This window comes from Lysobacter sp. Soil_C_15 (genome assembly GCF_057657315.1).
Genome location: NZ_JBDGIR010000006.1, coordinates 71,310 through 91,263 on the forward strand (window position 1 = coordinate 71,310; position 19,954 = coordinate 91,263).

Here is a 19,954-nt window from a genome sequence, read left to right on the forward strand (position 1 = left end):
AGATCGTGTAGTACATCTGGTAATCGAGCGGGCGAACCGGGGGCTTTCCGGAATGCGTTGAAGCGCATTCCGGCCCGGTGAGCGCCCGACCCGCCAGGGACGGGCCGGACATCCGCCGGTCAAAGACCGCGATGCGTCCGTACTGCGTGACTTAGATCGTGTAGTACATCTGGTACTCGAGCGGATGAGTCGCCGCGCGGAACTTGGTCACTTCCTGCATCTTCAGCGCGATGTAGCCGTCGATGAAGTCGTCGGTGAACACGCCGCCGGCCTTGAGGAAGTCGCGGTCCTTGTCCAGCGCTTCCAGGGCCTGGTCGAGCGAGTGGCACACGGTCGGGATGCCCTTCTCCTCTTCCGGCGGCAGGTCGTACAGGTCCTTGTCGCTGGGCGCGCCCGGGTCGATCTGGTTCTTGATGCCGTCCAGGCCGGCCATCATCAGCGCGGCGAAGGTCAGGTAGCCGGACTGGATCGGGTCGGGGAAGCGCATCTCGATGCGGCGCGCCTTCGGGTTGGCCACGTACGGAATGCGGCAGCTCGCCGAACGGTTGCGGGCCGAGTAGGCCAGCATCACCGGCGCTTCGTAGCCCGGCACCAGGCGCTTGTAGCTGTTGGTGCCCGAGTTGGTGAAGGCGTTGATCGCGCGCGCGTGCTTGAACACGCCGCCGATGTACCACAGCGCCAGCTGCGACAGGCCGCCGTAGCCGTCGCCGGAGAACAGGTTGACCCCGCCCTTGGCGAAGGACTGGTGCACGTGCATGCCGCTGCCGTTGTCGCCGACGATCGGCTTGGGCATGAAGGTCGCGGTCTTGCCGTTGCGGTGGGCGACGTTCTTGATGATGTACTTCATCGTCAGCAGCTCGTCGGCCTTGGCGACCAGCGAGTTGAACTTGGTGCCGATTTCGCACTGGCCGGCGTTGGCCACTTCGTGGTGGTGCACTTCGACTTCGATGCCGACCTGCTCCAGGGTCTTGCACATCTCGGCGCGGATGTCGTGCAGCGAGTCCAGCGGAGCGACCGGGAAGTAGCCGCCCTTGATGCCCGGACGGTAGCCGCTGTTGCCGCCTTCGTATTCGCGCGCCGAATTCCAGTGCGCCTCTTCCGAGTCGATGTGGAAGAAGGTGTGGCCCATCTCGTTGGCGTAACGCACCGAGTCGAAGATGAAGAATTCCGGTTCCGGACCGAAGAAGGCCTGGTCGGCGATGCCGCTGGACTTCAGGTAGGCCTCGGCGCGCTTGGCCACGCCGCGCGGATCGCGCGAGTAGGCCTGCATGGTGGCCGGGTCGAGGATGTCGCAGGTCAGGACCAGGGTCGGATCGGCGGTGAACGGATCCAGGAACGCGGTGGTCGAATCCGGCAGCAGGATCATGTCGGACTCGTTGATGCCCTTCCAGCCGCTGATCGAGGAGCCGTCGAACATCTTGCCGTCCTCGAACAGCGCCGGCTCGACGATCGACTTCGGGAAGGTCACGTGGTGCTGCACGCCACGCATGTCGGTGAAGCGCAGATCGACGAATTCGACCTTGTGGTCCTTGATGAGCTTTTCGACGTGTTCGAGGGACATGGCTGGATCCGGGATTGGGGATTCGAGATTGGGGATGGGTGCGTAGCGAGGGCGCTGGCGCCGCTGCCCACAACGGAAGCAAACGGCATGCCAAGTTTTCGTGAGCCGCAAGCGGCTGTTTTTGATGGAGTTCGCCGTGTACGCCGCCCAGGATCGCACCAACCGGATGCACGAAACCGGGGTTTCGCACCAAGTTAGTGCAACATGCTTTCCGCTATCCTGACCGGCCGCCGCGCCTCCCCCGACCGCAGCGGCTCGAACCGAACCCCCATCCCCATCCCCAGTCCCCGCCCCCACGCATGACCGACCTGCTAGCCGCCCTGATCCTGGGCATCATCGAAGGCATCACCGAATTCCTGCCGATTTCCAGCACCGGTCACTTGCTGATCGCCCAGCACTGGCTCGGTCACCGCTCGGACCTGTTCAACATCTCGATCCAGGCCGGCGCGATCCTGGCGGTGGTGGTGATCTACTGGAAGCGGCTGTGGCAACTGGCCACCGGCTTCTCCCGGCGCGAGAACCGCGACTACCTGTTCAAGCTCGGCGCCGCGTTCGGCGTCACCGCGGTGCTCGGCATCGCGGTCAAGAAGGCCGGCTTCCAGTTGCCCGACCAGGTCCTGCCGATCGCCTGGGCGCTGGTGCTGGGCGGGGTGTGGATGATCGCGGCCGAGCATTTCGCCGCCAAGCGCGCCGCCGCGCTCGGCGAGCGCAGCGCGATCACCTGGACCGTGGCGATCCTGGTCGGCATCGCCCAGGTGATCGCCGGCGTGTTCCCCGGCACCTCGCGCTCGGGCGCGACCATCTTCATCGCCCTGCTCGCCGGCACCACCAGCCGCGCCGCGGCGACCGAGTTCACCTTCCTGGTCGGCATCCCGACCATGTTCGCCGCCACCGGCTACGAACTGCTCGACGTGCTCGGCACGCCGGCGGCCGCGAACGAGGACTGGAATGCGCTCGGAGTGGCCTTCATCGCCTCGGCGGTGACCGCCTTCATCGCGGTGAAGTGGCTGCTGCGCTATATCCAGACCCACCGTTTCACCGCTTTCGCGATCTACCGCTTCGTGTTCGGCGCGGCGCTGTTGCTGCTGATGCCGTCGGGCAGCTGATCGCCTTCCGGAGCCCGCCATGCACGACCTCGACGAATCCGATCCGCAACGCCTGCTCGATTACCAGGAACTGTCGGCGCCGGAACGCTACGCGGCCTGGCTGGACGCGGTGGCGCGCGAGGGCCGGCTGTGGGTCGCGGTGTCCGGCGACTACGTGCTGACCCTGTTCGACGAAGACGGCCAGGAACTGCTGCCGGTATGGCCCTCGGCCGAGACCGCGCAGGCCAGCCTGGCCTCGGCGGCCAAGCTCAAGGACTACGCGCCGGCCTCGCGCGAACTGGCCGTCTGGCGCGAGCGCGCGGCGCCGGCGCTGGACCAGGACGGTGTGCTGGTCGGCGTGTTCCCGAATGCGCAGCGGCAATGCGCGGCGGTCGCGCCGGCGCAGGTGCTGGCCCACCTGGATGCCGTGCTCGCCGACCAGGCCGGCGGCGGCGATGCGGACGAGGCTGGCGACAGCGCCGCCGAAGGCATCGACCTGGAGCAGGCGCGGCGCGCGCTGACGCAGAAGTTCGCCAAACCCGAGTCCTGAGCCGCAGCGCCCGGTCGGCGCGACGCCGCCTGGCTAAGATCGCGGTTCCGGCCGGCGCGCGGCGCGCCCGGCCCCACGACAGGGAGGTTCGCCATTGCGCCGGATCGTGCTCGTTCTCTCGCTCGCCGCCGCCCTGGCGGCGTGCGCGCCGGTGGTTGCGGCCGAAGCCGTGCCCGCGCCTGGGCCATCCGTGCCGGCGCCCAGCCAGGCCGAACTGCTGAAAACCTATGTCTGGCAGCCGTTGCGAGCCAGCGACGCGCAGGGACGCGCCGTGCGCGCGTTGCGAGGCGCGCGCAAGCGCGGCTTGTGGGTGCGCTTCGACGACCGCGGCAACCTGCACTACCAGGGTGCCTGCAATACCTCAGGCGGCAGCTACCGGATCGAAGGCGACCGGATCTTGCGCGGCCCCGTCGACGGCATCCAGACCGTCGCAGGCTGCGGCCGCCGTCAGGCGATGGAAGAGGCTTTCTTCGCCCAGCCGCTGCTCGACACGCGCTTCGTCATCGACACGCAGGGCCGCGCGCCCCTGTTGCACCTGATCGCCGACGATGGCGCGCGCATGGAGCTGATCGGCGTGACGGCGGCGCCGGCGCGCTGAAGCGGCCGGCCGCGCGAGCGTTTTCTTCCGCGACAACGTGACCGGGCTCATGGTTTGCCGCGTCCAGGCTATTTCGCGGCATGAACCACGCGCCCAGGCTATGCCATTTCGCCCAGGACGCACCCATGCCCTCGCCATCGCTCTCCGGTCCGGCCCATCGCCGCCTCGCGCATCTGGCGCCCCTGGCCGTCGCCCTGCTTTCGGTTGCCTGCAGCCGCAGCGGCGAGCCACCCGGCCAGATCGCGGCGACGGGGGTAGCGGCGATCGAGCCCGAAGCCGCAGCCGGGGCGGGCGCGGCTCCGGTGCCGGTGACGCCACCCCCGCCGCCGCCGAAACCCGATCCGGGGCCGCAGGGCCTGGTCGGCTACCGTTGGCAGATCCTGCTCGCCACCGCCGCCGACGGTCGCGCGCTGCCGGAGCTGCAACCGAACCGGTTCTCGCAGATCCACTTCGAATTCGACACCGACGGGCGCCTGACCGTCGACGGGCTGTGCGGCGAGCGGTTCGGCGACTATCGGCTGCGCGAGGACGTCATCGAAGTGTTCGAGCAGGGCCAGCAGGCGGTCGGCTGCGAGAGCCAGCTACAGCTCGCGGCCTCGGATGCGGCGAACGAGCACTTGCGGCCGCCTTACCGTTACCGCCTGGACGGCCAGGGCGTGCGCCAGCGCCTGCGCCTGGTCAGCAGCAACGGCACCCATCTGGTCTTGCAGACCGAGGATGCGTTCTGGGGCAGCAAGCCGATCGAAACGACGCTGGAGGTCGCGGCGAAGCCCGTCGATTGCGCCGGTCTGCCGGTCGCCGCGCCCAGCTGCCTTTGGGTGCGCGAGTTGCGCCGCGCGCCGGGACCGCAGGCATCGAACCGGGATTGGCATCGCTTCTACGGTCCGATCGAAGGCTACCGACACCGTTCCGGCACGAACGAACGGGTCGAGCTGCGCCATTACCCGCTGAAATCGCGCGGCGGCTGGGTGAGTTCCTATGTCCTGAACCACGCCACCCCCTGGACGTCGCCGCCGGACGAGCGCAACGGCAGCGTCGGCGGCGAAGCCCCCCACGACTCGCCGTGAAGCGGCGGCCGCGCTCGCGCGCGCGGCGCGAACCCGACCCGCGGCTGAACACCGCCCAACCCCACTGCGCGCGCGGGGCCGTTGATCCGATCTTCGCAGCCCAACCCGGATCATCGCGCCCCATGAATATCCAACGTCCTCTGCTTCTCGCCGCCGCGCTGTCCAGCGTTCTTCTCGCCGCCTGCGCCGCGCCTTCGACCAACCGCGACGGCGCCGACGCCGGCGCCAAGCCCGAGAGCGCCGCACCGGATGCGGCCAAGTCCGACCCGACGCCGGCCGCGTCCGCGACCGAACTGCCCGCTTACGTCTGGAACCTGGAGCGCGCCAGCGACGCCGCCGGCCAGCCGATCGCGCTGCTGCAACGCGAAGGCAAGTACGGCCTGCAACTGAGTTTCCGCGACGGCCGCATCGGCGTGACCGGCGGCTGCAACCGCGCCGGCGCCGCGTACGCGCTCGCCGGCGACAAGCTCGAGATCAAGTCCTTCCAGACCACGCTGATGGCCTGCCAGGACCAGCGCCTGATGCAGATGGACAGCGAGATCGCCAAGCAGTTGGAAGGCAGCGCCCGGTACGCGATCCAGGGCGAAGCGCCGCAGCCGCGCCTGCTGCTGACCACCGCCTCGGGCGCCAAGCTCGAACTCAGCGGCGAAGCGACCGCGGAAACCCGTTACGGCGGCCCGGGCGCGACCGCGTTCTTCGAAGTCGACGCCCAGCGCCGCAGCTGCCCGCATCCGCTGATCCCCAACCATCAGTGCCTGTGGGTGCGCGAGCGCAAGTACGACGCCAGCGGCGTGGCGTTGAAGCCGGAAGGCGAGTGGCAGTTCCTGTACCAGGAGATCGAGGGCTATACCCACGAGCCCGGCGTGCGCAACGTGGTGCGGGTGAAGAAGTTCGACATCAAGAATCCGCCGGCCGACGCCTCGTCGGTGGCTTACGTACTCGACATGGTGGTCGAGAGCGAGCTGGTCTCTCCCAAGCGCTGAGCGACGCAGGCCGAGCAGCCGGTTGCGGGCGCGCTCAGCGCGTCCGCACCACCCGGGTGCGCGGCAGGCGATCGTGCCAGCCGCGTCCGGAGATCAGGACCGACAGCGGCTCGAACGGAATCAGCCGGCACGCCGTACGGCCCAGCACCTGGCCCCAGCTCGGCGGCCAGCCCCGCTCGTCGACCACCCGGGTACCGGTGACCAGCTTGCCCAGGGTCGCGCCGAACATGCCTTCCAGCGGCACGTAGTAGACCAGCATCAGCGCGATGTTGAAGCCGATGTCGCGCGCCAGGTTGGGCTGTTCGAGCGCGCCGACCGCGGCATCGCCGGCGATCAACGCGTAGGCCATGGCGCCGGCGAACATGATCGCCAACATCGCCAGGGTATCGATCACGTGGTTGGCCAGGCGCCGGCCGCGGCTGGCGTCGGCCAGGGCGACGACCCGTTCCGGCACGGCCACCGCCGCCTGCGGCGCGTGGTAGGGGTTGGGTTGCTCTTCCATGCGCGGCACCGCTCCACCGGATCGACGGCGCCGACTCTAAGCCGGCCGCCGCCGGGCCGCAATCCGCGACGAATGTGCTTCGAGGCGGCCGGCCGCACTCAGCCCGCGACCGCGGGATTCAACGAATACGTCGCGTAGGTCGTCGCCTGGCCGAGCACGTGGCCCTGGATGGCGTAGAACACGTCCGCAGCGGTGAAGCGCGGATCCAGCTCCAGGCGTTCGACGTCGAGCGCGAACAGGCGGAAGAAATAACGGTGCAGGCGCAGGTCGTTCGGCGGCGGGAAGGCGCCGTCGTAGCCGTACCAGTCGCCGGCCATGTCCGGATCGGCGGCGAACCAGCCGGTGTAGTCGTTCAGGCCCTGGCGCGAGCCGGCGGGGCCGGCCGGGTCGCGCTTGCCGTGCGCGACCACGCCGTCGCTGCAGCTGCCGGCAGCGATCTCGCGCAGGTCGGCGGGCAGGTCGGCGACCACCCAGTGGATGAAATCGCCGCGCACCTGGTGCTCGGGAATCTGCACGTCGGCGCGTCCGACCATCTCGGCCACGGTCGGCACGTCGGGGTCGATGCAGATCAGCGCGAACGAACGGGTCCCGGCGGGCACCTCGTCCCAGGCCAGGTGCGGGTTGCGGTTGGCGGCGAAACCGTAGCCGTCGCCGCTGGCCTGGCCGGCGGCGAACTCGGCCGGCAGACGCTGGCCGTGCTCGAAGCTGTTGCTGTGGATGCGCATCGGAACTCCTCCTGACATGGGCTCTTGAGACGACGGCTCTGGAACAAGCGTCTCCGGAGCAGGCGGCTCCGGAGCAGGCGGCTCTGGAGCAGGCGACTCTTGAGCTGACAGCTTGCAAGAAAGTATTTCGCGCCGCCCGGATCGCGGCGCGCCAAGACACGACGCTCGGGGCATGAACGATACGCCGTGGCCGCGCGCGCGAACGCGCGCGGCGGCCCGGATCACTGCTCGGGATAGCCCAGCCGGCGCGCGACCGGGGTCAGCACGGCGAAGCATTCGCTCAGCGCCTCGCCGTACTCGCGCCAGCGGCCCGGCGGCAGGCGTTCGCCGCCCAGGCCGACGCCTTCGGGCAGCGAGATCTGCACGCGCAGGGTGTCGGCGATCGTCTGGGCGATCGCGCCGGGATCCTGGCCGATCTCGTCGAGCTTGACCAGCGCGTGCGGGAACAGTTCGCGCTCGTGCAGGTCGGCGATCTGCTCGAGCAGGCGCGCCAACCAGCGCGCGCCGGCTTCCGGGGTCTCCAGCGCGTACGGGGTCGGGCTGCCGTAGGCCAGCCAGTCCAGCAGCATGTCGCGCGGGTCGCGCACCGCGATCAGCAACAGCGCCTCGGCCAGGTTCGGCCGCAGCGCGCGCAGCAGGGCGTTGTCCCACCACAGCAGCCAGTCGAACACCGGGCCGTCGGCGGCGCCGCGCGCCGGCAGGGCGGCGCGGTAGAGCTTGGCCAGGAAGGCCGGATCGAGCTTGCCGGCGACCAGTTCGTCGACCGTGCCGTAGCGCTGCAAGGGATCGGTCGGCGGCTGCGCGCCGAAACGGTCGACCAGCAAAGGCGCGCCGGCCAGGCGCAGCACCTGGGCGACGCGTTCGATCTGCGAGCCCGGCGCGCCCCACAGCAGCAGGATGCCGCGGCTGCCGTCGGCGATCGGCGCCAGCGCCGGCCACTCGTCGCTGCCGCGCGCGCTGATCGCGTTGCGCGGCAGGCGCTGGTCGGCGACTTCCGCGTGCAGTTCGGCCCAGGTCGCGGCGGCGGCGGCGGGCTGGCCGGCCAAGTCCAGCGAACGGCCCAGCAGCTGGCGCAGTTCGCGCTTGACCAGCGGGTCGGCGGCCATCGCGATCAGGCGCTCGATGCGCTCCACCGCGGCGTCGGGATCGCGCTCCGCCAGGCCCTGGACGATGCGCATTTCCGCGCGCGCATCGCCGGGGCTGAGTTCGACGATGCGCTGGGCGATGGCCTCGGCCTGCTCGTGCTCGCCGTGCTGGTCGTGGATCGCCGCGCGCGCTTCCAGCGCGCCCAGGTACTGCGGCATGGCCTGGTGCCAGCGCTCGACCACCGCCAGCGCCTCGGGACCGGCGAACGGCTCCAGCGCCAGGCGCGCGCGCCACAGGTTGGGCTGGTCGGCGTGGGTGGCCAGGGCCGATTCCAGCGTGCGCCGCGCGTCCTCGACATCGCCCAGGCGGCGCCAGGCTTCCATGATCGCGTTGAGCGTGCGCGGATCCTGCGGATGCGCGGCCAGCGCGGCGCGCAGCAAGGGCAGCGCGCGTTCCGGCCGGCCGGCGTCGATCTCCAGTTCGCCCGCCCAGCGCTGCACGCCGAAGCCGGCGTCGGCGGCCTGGGCCAGCGGCGCGATGCGGTCGGCGGCATCGGCGAAACGCTCCTGGCGGCGCAGCAGGTCGGCGATCAGCAGCTGCAGCGAGCTCTGCTCCGGATAGCGCTCGGCCAACTTGGCGAAGGCGCCTTCGGCGAAGGCGAAGTGGCCCTTGGCGAAATAGGCGAAGCCCAGGCTGTGCAGGATCTGCGAGTCGTCCGGGGCCAGTTCGGCGGCGTGGCTGAGCACCGCCAGCGCGCGGTCGGGATCGCCGCGGTGCAGGGCCAGCGCGCCCTCGACCGCCGCCACCTGCGGGTGGTTCGGCGCGATCCGCGCCGCGGTGCGGCCGAGCCGCTCGGCCTCGTCCAGGTCGCCGCGGGCGATCGCCAGGTGGGCGCGCATGACATAGGCCGGGAACTGGTTCGGGTCCAGGCCGATGGCCTGGGCCAGCGCGGCCTGAGCCTGGTCGAGCTGGCGCCCGTCGAGCAGGGCGCCGGCCCGCTCCAGATGCAGTTGCGCATCCTCCGGGGCCAGGCCGATGGCCCGGTCCAGCGCCGCCAGGGCCGCGGCCGGGTCGCCGTTCAAGCGCAGCGCGGCGGCGTGCAGGCGGTGCGCGCCGACGTCTTGCGGATCGGCGGCCACGGCCTGCTCGGCCGCGATCACGGCCTGCGCCGCGTCGCTGCGGCGCAGGGCCTCGAGGATGGGTTCGTACATTGCGCTTGCTTCGGCTGAGGGTAGACCGGCCATTGTAGGGGCCCCGCGGCCCATTTCCCCGGCGGCCCCTCACGGCCCGTTTTCATGGGCCGCCCGCCGGGTCACGGCGGCCCCGGTCATGCGCACCGCGCTCAGGCCGCGGCGAGGGCGGCCAGGCGGTCGGCGATCCACCGCTCGGCGAAACCGTCCAGGCTCGCGTTCTCGAGGAAACCGCAGTGCCCGCCCCAGGGCGCGATCTCCAACCGCGCGTGCGCCGGCAGGACCAGCTCGCGGAAGCCGGCCAGCGGAATCACCGGATCGTCGGCGGCCATCAGAATGCTGGCCGGCACCGCCAGCGCGGCCAGGCGCTCGCGGGCGATCGAATAGCCGTCGAAATAGCGGTCCAGGGTGCCGAAGTCGGTATGCCGCTCGACCATCCACTGGGTCAGCGGGCGCATGCTCAGGCCCAGGGTGCGGTCGTCGAAGTCGTGCAGGGCCGGGAACAGCGCGCGCTTGCGCGCCAGCGAGCCGCGCCATTTGCGCTCGAAATACCACAGGTACACCGGCAGGCCGGCTTCCATCGCGTCCATGGTCCGGGCCGGGTCCAGCACCGGGCAGACCGAGGCGACGTGGGCCAGCTCCAGGCCGGCCTGCGGCGCGCGCAAGGCCAGGCGCAGGGCGAAATTGCCGCCGAGCGAGTAGCCCGCGACCGATAACGGCCGGCCGGGAAAGCGCCGGGCGATTTCCAGCGCCGCCTCGACCACCTCGTCGATGCGGTTGGAGTGGAACAGGCCTTCGTTGAGGTGGTGGGTGTCGCCGTGGTCGCGGAAGTTGAGCCGGAACACCTCGAAACCGCGCGCCAACAGCTGCGCCGCGGTCAGGCGCATGTAATTGGACTCGGCGCTGCCTTCCCAGCCGTGCAGCAGCAGCACCAGGCCGCGGCTGCGCACGCCGGGCATCCAACTGTGCAGGCCGTGCAGGCGTACGCCCTCGGCGGTCTCGATCAGGTGCGACTCGGTGCTCGCGCCGGCCTGCGCCAGGCGCTGTTCGGCGCGGCGCCGGCGCAACGGGCTGGAGCCCAGCACCGACTGCACGTGCGCGTTGCGGAGCCAACGCGGCGGCGCATAGTCGGAGGCGGTCAGCACGGCCTCAGCCCGCCATCGCCTCGAGGATGCGCAGCCGCGCCAGTTCGGCGATGCGGCGGCGCCCGTCGGCCTCGCCCGGGCCGATCGGAGTCAGGAAATGGATCTCGGCCAGCCGGCCGGGTTCGCCGAGCAGGCGCAGGAAGTTGGCGAAGAAGCTTTCCTTGTCCTGGAACGCGACCACGGTCTGGGCGCTGCCGCCCTCGCCGTAGCGCAGCGCCACCGGCTGCACCGGCACCCCGGCCTCGACCGCGGCCAGGAAGATGCGGGCGTGGAACGGGCCGATCTCGCGCCCGCCGCGGGTGCCGCCTTCGGGAAACACGCCGACCGAACGCCCCGCGCGCAGGCGCGACAGCATCTCGTGCAGCACCCCGCCCAGCGATTCGGTGCTGCCGCGGCGGTGGAAGATGGTCTCGCCGCGCGCGGCCAGCCAGCCGACCACCGGCCAGCCGGCGATCTCGCGCTTGGCGACGAAGCCCATCATGCGCTGGCTGTGCAGGATCTCGATGTCGACCCAGCTGACGTGGTTGGCCACGAACAAGGTCGCGCCCGGCAGCGGGGTGCCGATGCGGCGCAACTGGAAGCCGAAGATCCGCATCAGCCCGGCCGACCAGGCCCGGATCAGCCGGTGCTCCAGGCTTTCCGCGCCGATCCGGATGCGGCCGGTCAGCGGCGAGGACAGCAGCAGCACCAGCGGCAGGTGGACGAGCACATGCCACAGCAGCAGGGGCACACGGATCAGGTAACGCAGCGCGCGCGCGGTCGGCGCCCCGGAGGGCGCGAGCGCGCCGGCGTGGGGAGGCGGCGCATTCATTGTGTGCACGATACCGAAGCGTCGGGTCGGCAGCCAGCGGCGATTTCACGCTTGGGCGCGAAACGCGCGCCGCGGTGAATAGTTGACCGGGCGTTCGCTGCCGGCACCGCGGCGGCCGGCCGGCCCGTCGCGGGCCGGCCCGGCGCCCGGCGGGGCTTCAGTTCGGCGCCGCCACGGCCGCGTTCGCGGCGGCGGCGCGCTGGCGCAGCCCGACCCGGTGGCCGGCCTGGGCGAAGTACAGGATGTACAGGTAGCACGGCACCATCAGCAGCAAGAACACCAGCTGGAAGTCCAGATGCTGCTTGAGCACCGCGTACAGCTGCGGAATCACCGCGCCGCCGGCGATGCCCATGATCATGATCGCCGAGCCGACTTCGGTATGGCGGCCGAGCGCGCGGATCCCGAGCGGGAAGATCGCCGGCCACATCATCGCGTTGGCGAAGCCCAGCGCGGCGACGAAGCCGACCGAGACATAGCCATGGGTGGCGAACGCGCCGATGGTCAGCACCACGCCGAGCACCGCCGACACGCTGAGGTAGCGCTCCTGCGAGATGAAGCGCGGAATCACGATCAGGCCGACCACGTAGCCGACCAGCATCCCGCCCAGGGTCAGCGAGGTGAAGAACTTGGTCTTGTCCAAGGGCAGGCCGAAGCTCTGGCCGTAGGTGCCGATCGCGTCGCCGGCCATCACTTCCACGCCGACGTAGACGAAGATGCACAGCGCGCCCAGCCACAGGTGCGGGTACTGCAGCAGGCTGTCGCGGCCGCCGCCGTCGACCGGGCCGCTGTTGACCTCTTCGGCGCGCAGTTCCGGCAGCGGCGAGAACAGCACGCCGACCGCGAGCAGGGCGAGCAGGCCGGCCATCAGCAGATACGGGCCGTGGATGCTGGCGGCGAAGGTGTCGAGCAACTGCGCCTTGGTCGCCGGATCGGCCGCCGCGACCTGCGCGGCCAGGTCGCCCATGCCGTGCAGCACCAGCGCGCCCAGCACCAACGGGGCGAGGATGCCGGCGATCTTGTTGCAGATGCCCATCACCGCGATGCGCTGCGCCGCGCCCTCGATCGGGCCGAGGATGCTGATGTAGGGATTGACCGCGGTCTGCAGCACGGCCAGGCCGGCGCCGATCACGAACAGGCCGCCGAGCGCGCCGGGATACCAGCGCTGGGTGGTGAACTCGCCGAACACCGCCGCGCCGATCGCCATCACCAGCAGGCCCAGGGCCATGCCGCGCTTCATTCCGGTGCGGCGCAGGATCGCCGACGACGGCAGGGCGAGGAAGAAGTAGGACAGATAAAACGCCATCGGCACCAGGAACGCGCCGACTTCGTCGAGATCGAAGGCCAGTTGGGCGAAGGTGATCAGCGGCCCGTTGAGCCAGGTGACGAAGCCGAATACGAAGAACAGCGCGCCGATGATCGCGATCGAACCCAGATACCGCGGCTGAGCGCTGGCGTTGGAAACCGACATTTGACTCCCCTCCCAGAGAGGCGGGTACCGCCCGCCACGTCGCGCGGCCGCTCCGGTTGACCGGCACGACAAGCGTCGGCCCAACGTTGTCACAACTTTTCCGCCGACGCCAGACGCGAGCATGAAACCCCCGCCAAACCGTGATCTCAGGCGCGCGCCGTCATGTTGCGCCGCATCAATTAGGGCGGCCCGATCCGGCCATTTTTGTGTCGCGATGACAATTTCGCGGGAACTTGTTGACAACGTTGTCAAACGCATCGCACTCTCGGCGCCGCCAGGGGAACCGACGGCCGTGGAGGGCGCATGCAGTGGGATTGGTACGGGACGTCGATGTCCCCGCGGGGACGCAGCTTGAACGACGCAGACGCGCAACAGCGCGTCGCCGGAGCGGCCGCATGAGCGCTCCCGCCCGGCTGAATCCGGCCTCGACCCAGTTCATCGCCGCCGACGTCGGCGGCACCCACACCCGGGTCGGCCTGGTCCGTCCCGGCACCGGCGCCGAATCGGCGGTGGCCGTGCTCGCGCACCGCAAGTACGTGTGCGCCGACTACCCCAGCCTGGCCGCGATCCTGGCCGAGTTCATCGCCGGCAACGGGGTCGGCATCGATCGCCTGGTGATCGCCTGCGCCGGCGTGGTGCTGGACGACCAGGTGATCAATTCCAACCTGCCGTGGCGGATCTCGCTGTCCGAGCTGCGGCGCGAACTGGGCCTGCGCGAAGTCCTGTTCATCAACGACTTCCAGGCCAACGCCAACGCCGCCCAATGCATGGCGCCTGGCGATTCGACCCTGTTGACGCCCGGGGTCAGCGAATCGGCGCCGGGTCCGACCCTGGTGATCGGCCCGGGCACCGGGCTGGGCGCGGCGGTGCGCATCCCGCACGGCCGCGGCACGGTGATCCTGCCGACCGAGGCCGGCCACACCGCATTCGCGCCCGGCAACGCGCGCGAAGTCGAGATGCTGCGCCTGGCCCAGCAACGCGGCCAGACCCACGTGCCGACCGAATACTTCGTCTCCGGTCCCGGCCTGGTGAACCTGTACAGCGCGCTGTGCACGCTCAACGGCGTCGAGCCCTCGCTGCGCGCGCCGGCGGCGATCACCGAAGCGGCGCGGCGCGGCGAAGCGCTGGCGCGCGAAGCGGTGCTGACCTTCTGCGCCCTGCTCGGCAGCGTGATCGGCGACCTGGCGACGATCGCCGGCGCCAAGTCGGTGTTCATCGCCGGCGGCATCCTGCCGCAGCTCAAGGACTTCCTGCCCGACAGCCAATTCCACGCCCGCATGCTCGACAAGGGCGCGATGCGGCCGGTGATGGAACGCGTGCCGGTGCGCTTGATCGAGAACGAACGGCTCGGCGTGATCGGCGCGGCGAGCTGGTACCTGGAACACGGTCAGTACGAATCCGGCGACAACGGTTCCGACGGCGGCGCGAACGCGCCCGCAGCGTCGGGACGGCAACAGCAAACGCAGTAGGCGCAAGGCCTCAGGCGCACGCGCCTGCGGCGCGTGCGCGCGTCATCGCGGCCTCGCATCGAAGGCGGCAACACGCAGCAAGCGGAAGCGGCGGCGCCGCGACCGGCACGGCAGCAAATCAAAGAACACAACCGGACTTCGCGACGAACCGGCTGCACGGTCGATCGCCGAGCCATCACCGCCCGAGGGAGGAACAGTAATGAAAGCGCGCAAGACCATCTTGTCGGCCAGTATCGTCGCGGCCCTGGCCTTCGGCCCGGGCCTGGCGATGGCCCAGGACGCCACGGCCCCGGCCGCCGGCGCCGACGCCACCGAGCTCGACGCCGTCGTCGTCACCGGCATCCGTGCCAGCCTGGAGAAGTCGCTCGACACCAAGCGGGCCAACGTGACCGTGTCTGAGGCGATCACCGCCGAAGACATCGGCAAGTTCGCCAGCACCAACGTCGCCGAGGCGATGTCGCAGATCCCGGGCGTGTCGCTCGACCGCCGCTTCGGCCAGGGCGAACGGGTCAGCATCGACGGCACCGACCCCAGCCTCAACCTGAGCTTCCTCGACAACCATCCGGTCGCGCAGGCGATCTGGCTGTACGGCGAGCAGCCCAACCGCGGCTTCGACTACACCCTGCTGGCGCCGGAAATCCTCGGCCGGCTGGAAGTGATCAAGTCCTCCGAAGCGCGCCTGACCGAAGGCAGCCTCGGCGGCACCGTGCTGATGCACACCCGCCAGCCGCTGGACCTGGACGCCAACTCGATCGCCGGCTCGGTCAGCTGGAACTACAGCGACCAGGGCAGCAAGGGCCGTCCGAGCGGCTCGGTGCTGTACAGCTGGAAGAACCCGGAGGAGACCTTCGGCGTCGCGGTCTCGGCCCAGCACTACGAGGAGCAGGTCGACCGCCAGGGCATGGAGGTGTTCGGCTACGCCAAGGTCTCCGACTTCGCCAACGCCCAGCGCGCCGGCCTGGATCCCAACGCCGAAGTGCCCAACTCGATCAACGCCGCCTGGTTCCAGCAGCACCGCAAGCGCGACAGCGCCGTGGTCAACCTGCAGTTCAAGCCCAGCGACGAGTGGGACATCAACCTGCAGGGCCTGTACATCAAGGAAAACTTCGACAACTACAACCAGTCGCTGTATTCCTTCCTGACCTGGAACGACAACACCCGCGCCGCGGTCGACCGTCTCGGCGACGCGCGCAACGGCATCGTCACCAGCGGCCACTCGGTGCGCAACACCGACGCCACCGGCGGCACCGTGCTGTACGACAACAACGTGCGCGAATCGGAAGTCGAAACCAAGGGCATCGACCTGCGCACCGCGTACAAGGCCGAGAACTGGGGCTTCAAGGGCCAGATCGGCCGCAGCAAATCCGAGAACGAACGCCTGGCCCAGTACTTCATCGAGCCGGTGTTCAACGGCGGCTTCAGCTGGGACATGAACCGCGGCATCACCTTCGACGACCCGGCGGCGGCGCGCAATCCGGCCAACTGGGGTCCGGCCGGCGGCCTGGCCACCGGCTGGCTCGGCAACAACGGCGTGTTCTCGACCGAAAGCGAAGACACCTACGGCCAGATCGATTTCAACGTCGAGTTCGACAGCGCGATCAACAACCTGCAGTTCGGCGTGCGCCGGGCCAAGCACGAGGAATCGTTCGAACTCAACATCTACGGCCCGGTCGACCGCGGCACCCTGGCCGACGTCGGCACCTCCGGCCTGACCGACATCCGCGGCTTCAGCAACGACCACGGCCGCCACATCCAGGTCGGCCGCGGCAACGTGCTCGACTGGGTCAAGGGCAGCCCGCTGAACTTCGCCGCCCCCGACGCCGCCGGCTACCTCAACAACACCTGGGCGCTGGAGCAGACCAACACCGCGGCCTATGTCCAGGCCGATTTCGCCACCGGCGCCTGGCGCGGCAACTTCGGCCTGCGTTACGTCGAATCCAAGACCGACGCCAGCGGCTTCGTCTACGGCGGCGCGCCGTCGCTGACCAACCTGGCCAGCAAGTGGCAGACCAAGTCGAAGAAGGAAGACTTCCTGCTGCCGTCGGTGAACGTGGTCTACGACACCGGCAACGACCTGCTGTTCCGCTTCGGCGCGGCCAAGGTGATCGCCTGGGCGCCGTACAACCAGATGGTCAACAACACCTTCCTCAACGACACCACCTACAACGGCAGCGGCGGCAACGCCGAGCTGTCGCCGTACGAGTCGACCAACTACAACCTGTCGGTGGAGTGGTACTTCGCCGAGCAGGCGGTGCTGGCGGCGTCGGTGTTCTACAAGGACATCGACAACTACATCGACAGCGCCGCGCGGGTGGAGCGCCAGTACAACTCGATCCGCGACACCAACCGGGCGCTGTTCGACGCCACCCTGGTCGGTTTCCACGGCTGCACCAGCGACGGCTATTGCGACTACGACATCCAGCGTCCGCGCAATGCCGGCAAGGGCAAGGTCAAGGGCTTCAACGTCAGCTACCAGCAGCCGTTCGCCGACACCGGCTTCGGCCTGACCGCGAACTACACCTACGCCGACGGCGAGAACAACACCGGCGACCCGTTGCCCTACCAGTCGCGCGACAGCGTCGCGATCAGCCCCTACTACGAGCAGGGTCCGCTGAGCGTGCGCCTGTCCTACAACTGGCGCAGCCATTACCTGGCCGGCGGCTACGTGGCCGGCGCGGCGCCGGCGAGCGTGGACGACTACTCCGAGCTCGGCGCCAGCGTGGGTTGGAAGTTCAACGACAACATGGGCGTGTCGTTCGACGCCATGAACATCCTCGACGAGGAGTACGTGCAGTACTCCGGCAGCAAGGACAAGCTGGTCGGCAAGTACCACAGCGGCCGCCGCTACATGGCCACGTTCCGGTTCAACTTCTGAGCACCGTCCGGCTCCTCCGAGCCGTAAGCGCCGATGCGGCGGCTTCGCGCCGCCGCATCGTCCGCATCGTTCGACCCAAGACGCCGGCCCCGCGCCGGCGTCTTGCGTTATCCGCCGATCGCGCGGCCTTGCGCCGCGCGCGGCGCTTTTCCCGCGCGGCGAGCTTCATCCGCGTCGGCCCGGTCGGGGTCGCCGCGCTCGCCACCGGACCGACCACGCCCCACGCCACCGATCGCCCGTTCGCGCCGCCGCCGCGCGAGTGCGCCGCAAGGACTCTGAGACGATGAAGACACGCACCGCCTGGACCCGCACCGCCGCCGCCGCGCTGAGCCTGGCGCTGGCCGCCTGCAACGGCGCCCATCCCGACGCGCCCGGCGCCGCCCGGCCCGCCGCCGCGACGACCGACGCCGCGGTCGCCACCGCCGCCCATCCCAGCGCGCTGATCCCACGGCCGGCGCAGATGGTGCCGGGCCAGGGCCGCTTCGTATTCGGTCCGCAGACCCGGCTCAGCGTCGCCGCCGGCGACCCGGCGGCGCGCCAGGTGGCCGAAGACTTCGCCGCGCGCGTGCAGCGTGCGCGCGGCTTCGCTCCAGCGATCGATACCGCCGCGTCGCCCGGCGCCGGAACGATCTCGTTCGCCATCGACCCGGCCGCGCCGGCCGGCGACGAAGCCTATGCGCTGGAGGTGCGCGCCGACGGCGTGCAGGTGCGCGCGCGCGCCGCGGCCGGCCTGTTCTACGGCGCGGTCAGCCTGTGGCAACTGGCCACCGCCGCCGGCGGCCAGGGTCCGACCGCGATCGCCGCGCAACGCATCGAGGACGCGCCGCGCTTCGCCTGGCGCGGGCTGATGCTCGACGTCGCGCGCCATTTCCGCAGCGTCGACGAGGTCAAGTCGGTGATCGACCAGATGGCGCTGCACAAGCTCAACACCTTCCACTGGCACCTCACCGACGATCAGGGCTGGCGGATCCAGATCCAGCGCTACCCGCGCCTGACCGAGGTCGGCGGCTGCCGCATCCAGGCCGGCGCCGCCGGCCGCGGCGAGGACGGCAAGCCGCGTCCCTACTGCGGTTTCTACACCCAGCAACAGATCCGCGAGGTGGTCGCCTACGCCGCCGCGCGCCACATCACCGTGGTGCCGGAAATCGAGATGCCCGGCCACGCCCAGGCGGCGATCGCCTCGTATCCGGAATTGGGCGTGCGCGACGTGGTCAAGCAGGCGCCGCCGGTGTCGCCGGACTGGGGCGTGCACACCTATCTGTACGGCGTCGACGACTCGACCTTCGAATTCCTGCGCAACGTGCTCGACGAAGTGGTCGGCCTGTTCCCGTCCAAGTACATCCACATCGGCGGCGACGAAGCGGCCAAGGACCAGTGGATCGCTTCGCCGGCGGTGCAGGCCAAGATCAAGGCGTTGGGGCTGAAGGACGAGATGGCGCTGCAGAGCTGGTTCGTCGGCCGGATCGGCCAGCACCTGGACTCGCACCAGCGGGTGCTGGTCGGCTGGGACGAGATCCTGGAAGGCGGCAAGTTGCCGGCCAGCGCGACGGTGATGTCCTGGCGCGGCACCGCGGGCGCGGTCGAGGCCGCGCGCGAAGGCCACGACGTGGTCCTGTCGCCGGACCGAAAGCTGTACCTGGACTACGTCCAGAGCGATCGCGACGACGAACCCAGCGGCCGCTATCCGGTCAGCACCCTGCAGGACTTCTATGGCTTCGAGGTGATCCCGCAGGAACTGCGCGGCGAGCAGGCTCGGCGCGTGATCGGCGCCCAGGCCAACCTGTGGAGCGAGCACAAGCGCGGCTTCGACCGGGTCGAGCTGGCGTTGTATCCGCGCCTGGACGCGCTGGCGGAGGTGGTGTGGTCGCCGCAGGCCGGGCGCGACTGGAACGATTTCCAGCGCCGTCTGGTGCCGCAGCTGGCGCGCTACCGGGCGCAGCGGGTCGGCGCCAGCGACGCCGCCTACGCGGTCGAGTTCGAACTCGCCGCCGAGCCAGGCGCGCCGGCGCAGATCCGCCTGTCCAACCAGACCGGCTTCGGCCAGATCCGCTACCGCACCGACGGCGGCGAGCCGGACGCGAACTCGCCGGTCTACACCGCGCCGCTGCCGGCCAAGGCGCCGCTGGACCTGGTCGCGACGACCTTCTTCGACACCCAGCCGGTGTCGGCGCCGCGCCGCTACGCGATCGCCGAGGCCGCCGAGTTCGGCGCGCTCGGCAGCGCCGCGCTGACTCCGTGCCGCGAGGGCTACAACCTGCGGGTGGAAGACGACGCCGCGCGCGACGGCCGCGGCGACGGCGAGCGCGCGGCGTTGACCGTGAACCTGATCGACCCGTGCTGGATCTACCCCAACGCCGCGCTGGACGGGATCGGCGAAATCGAGGTCCGGGTCGGCCAGCTGCCGTACAACTTCCAGCTCTGGCACGACACCAAGAACATCGTCGTGCGCAAGGCCGAACTCGGCGGCGCGCTGGAAGTGCGGCTGGACGACTGCAAGCGCGAGCCGGTGGCGCGCCTGCCGCTGGCGCCGGCGCGCGGCTCGGCCGGGTTGACCGTGCTGAAGGCGACGCTGCCGAAGATCGGCGGCCGTCACAACCTGTGCTTCGTCTTCGCCAGCGGCGGCCACGACCCGTTGTGGGCGCTGGACCGGGTGGTGTTGCGTCCGGGCGGTTGAGCGCGAGGGGCCCGCGGCGCCGGCGACGGCGGCGCGGGACTGGATGAACAGGCGGGCCGCATGAGCGGTGCCGCGCAAATACGCGAAAACGCCGGCCGCAAACAGGCCGGCTGCCAGATTATGTCAAAGAGTTATGTGCGCTCGTTCATGGATTGTGCTGTGCAG

The 19,954-nt window shown here is 70.2% G+C and carries 15 protein-coding genes; 8 read left to right on the plus strand and 7 right to left on the minus strand.

Annotation, left to right across the window (positions count from 1 at the left end; genetic code table 11):
* Positions 1–151: 151 nt before the first annotated feature.
* Positions 152–1,561 (minus strand): type I glutamate--ammonia ligase, encoded by a 1,410-nt coding sequence (glnA, locus tag AC3A57_RS15170; protein ID WP_064749696.1) that lies wholly within the window; start codon positions 1,559–1,561, stop codon positions 152–154.
* 299 nt (positions 1,562–1,860) lie between these two features.
* Between glnA and AC3A57_RS15175 the strand changes: the two genes are divergently transcribed.
* The 5 genes from AC3A57_RS15175 (at position 1,861) to AC3A57_RS15195 (ending at position 5,844) form a co-directional block, all read left to right on the plus strand.
* On the plus strand, positions 1,861–2,667 hold the full coding sequence (locus AC3A57_RS15175) for an undecaprenyl-diphosphate phosphatase (protein WP_487579675.1): 807 nt from the start codon (positions 1,861–1,863) through the stop codon (positions 2,665–2,667).
* Positions 2,668–2,686: 19 nt separating this feature from the next.
* Entirely contained in the window at positions 2,687–3,196 is a 510-nt protein-coding gene (locus AC3A57_RS15180; RefSeq protein ID WP_487579676.1) for a DUF2750 domain-containing protein, read from the plus strand.
* Between the two features lie 106 nt (positions 3,197–3,302).
* On the plus strand, positions 3,303–3,794 hold the full coding sequence (locus AC3A57_RS15185) for an META domain-containing protein (protein ID WP_487579677.1): 492 nt from the start codon (positions 3,303–3,305) through the stop codon (positions 3,792–3,794).
* A gap of 125 nt (positions 3,795–3,919) precedes the next feature.
* Positions 3,920–4,861 (plus strand): DUF4377 domain-containing protein, encoded by a 942-nt coding sequence (locus AC3A57_RS15190; RefSeq protein ID WP_487579678.1) that lies wholly within the window; start codon positions 3,920–3,922, stop codon positions 4,859–4,861.
* 122 nt (positions 4,862–4,983) lie between these two features.
* On the plus strand, positions 4,984–5,844 hold the full coding sequence (locus tag AC3A57_RS15195; protein WP_487579679.1) for a DUF4377 domain-containing protein: 861 nt from the start codon (positions 4,984–4,986) through the stop codon (positions 5,842–5,844).
* Between the two features lie 34 nt (positions 5,845–5,878).
* On the opposite strand, the gene AC3A57_RS15200 is transcribed toward AC3A57_RS15195, so the two are convergent.
* The 6 genes from AC3A57_RS15200 to AC3A57_RS15225 form a co-directional block, all read right to left on the minus strand.
* The gene (locus AC3A57_RS15200) at positions 5,879–6,346 is read right to left on the minus strand and encodes an RDD family protein (RefSeq protein ID WP_487579680.1); all 468 of its coding nucleotides are present in this window, start codon (positions 6,344–6,346) and stop codon (positions 5,879–5,881) included.
* Positions 6,347–6,444: 98 nt separating this feature from the next.
* Positions 6,445–7,071 carry a YbhB/YbcL family Raf kinase inhibitor-like protein gene (locus AC3A57_RS15205; RefSeq protein WP_487579681.1) on the minus strand — a complete coding sequence of 209 codons (627 nt, stop codon included), beginning with the start codon at positions 7,069–7,071 and terminating at the stop codon, positions 6,445–6,447.
* Positions 7,072–7,292: 221 nt separating this feature from the next.
* On the minus strand, positions 7,293–9,368 hold the full coding sequence (locus AC3A57_RS15210) for a tetratricopeptide repeat protein (RefSeq protein ID WP_487579682.1): 2,076 nt from the start codon (positions 9,366–9,368) through the stop codon (positions 7,293–7,295).
* A gap of 131 nt (positions 9,369–9,499) precedes the next feature.
* Positions 9,500–10,489 carry a YheT family hydrolase gene (locus tag AC3A57_RS15215; protein ID WP_487579880.1) on the minus strand — a complete coding sequence of 330 codons (990 nt, stop codon included), beginning with the start codon at positions 10,487–10,489 and terminating at the stop codon, positions 9,500–9,502.
* A 7-nt stretch (positions 10,490–10,496) separates the two neighbouring features.
* Positions 10,497–11,303 carry a lysophospholipid acyltransferase family protein gene (locus AC3A57_RS15220; protein ID WP_487579683.1) on the minus strand — a complete coding sequence of 269 codons (807 nt, stop codon included), beginning with the start codon at positions 11,301–11,303 and terminating at the stop codon, positions 10,497–10,499.
* Positions 11,304–11,460: 157 nt separating this feature from the next.
* A complete protein-coding gene (locus AC3A57_RS15225; RefSeq protein ID WP_487579684.1) occupies positions 11,461–12,771 on the minus strand; it encodes a sugar MFS transporter in 1,311 nt (436 codons plus the stop codon).
* A gap of 395 nt (positions 12,772–13,166) precedes the next feature.
* Here AC3A57_RS15225 and AC3A57_RS15230 point away from each other — a divergent pair, with 395 nt between their 5' ends.
* The 3 genes from AC3A57_RS15230 (at position 13,167) to AC3A57_RS15240 (ending at position 19,789) form a co-directional block, all read left to right on the plus strand.
* A complete protein-coding gene (locus AC3A57_RS15230) occupies positions 13,167–14,240 on the plus strand; it encodes a glucokinase (RefSeq protein WP_221670846.1) in 1,074 nt (357 codons plus the stop codon).
* Positions 14,241–14,439: 199 nt separating this feature from the next.
* A complete protein-coding gene (locus AC3A57_RS15235; RefSeq protein ID WP_487579685.1) occupies positions 14,440–17,115 on the plus strand; it encodes a TonB-dependent receptor in 2,676 nt (891 codons plus the stop codon).
* 283 nt (positions 17,116–17,398) lie between these two features.
* The gene (locus AC3A57_RS15240) at positions 17,399–19,789 is read left to right on the plus strand and encodes a family 20 glycosylhydrolase (RefSeq protein ID WP_487579686.1); all 2,391 of its coding nucleotides are present in this window, start codon (positions 17,399–17,401) and stop codon (positions 19,787–19,789) included.
* Positions 19,790–19,954: the final 165 nt, after the last annotated feature.